Annotated in this window: 1 protein-coding gene; it reads left to right on the top strand. The window is 66.7% G+C overall.

Annotation, left to right across the window (positions count from 1 at the left end; translation table 11 throughout):
• Positions 1–591, top strand: a 591-nt coding sequence (locus ACTNBR_RS16530) for a hypothetical protein (RefSeq protein ID WP_441042734.1), incomplete at both ends; no start/stop codon positions are given.

Genomic DNA, 591 nt, shown 5'->3' with positions numbered 1-591 from the left:
CCCCGCGTTGTTCAGCATCGCGAACACCGCGTGGAATGTTCTCAACACGGGCGTGAACCCCGCTATGGCTGGTATCCGCGGGGCGCTGACGTACACGGCGAACACGTTCGGGTGGGCTGCTGGCAACATCGCGCAGCAGTGGAATCAGGTGCGTGAAGCCACCGCCCGCCCCGTCCGCTTCGCGATCCAGTCGGTGTTTAACGACGGCATCGTCGGGATGTGGAACTCCGCGTCCGAGTTGCTCGGGACACAGAAGATGGCCCCGTACCCCGTACGGTTCGCCACGGGCGGTCTGGTGCGAGGCCCGGGTGGGCCGAAGGACGACAAGATCCCCGCGCTGCTGTCGAACCACGAGTACGTCCTCAACGCTAAGGCCGTTCGGAACATCGGCGTGGATAACCTCAACGCCCTGAACTCGGGTGGGTATCGCGTCGCCCCGCAGGTCCTCCGCGACCCGGAGAAGCGCCGGGCGATGCTGCGCGACAAGACGTTCACGAACGTTGCGGCGCGGTATCAGGGCGGCGGTCTGGCGGAGGGAACCCCGGCGTGGAAGGCGCTGCTCCGCGGATACAACTGGGCCCGGTCGCGCAA

Source organism: Bariatricus sp. HCP28S3_F11, assembly GCF_052065395.1.
In the GTDB taxonomy this organism is placed as follows: Bacteria; Bacillota; Clostridia; order Lachnospirales; family Lachnospiraceae; genus Allocoprococcus.
This window is presented reverse-complemented; position numbering and strand designations above follow the sequence as displayed.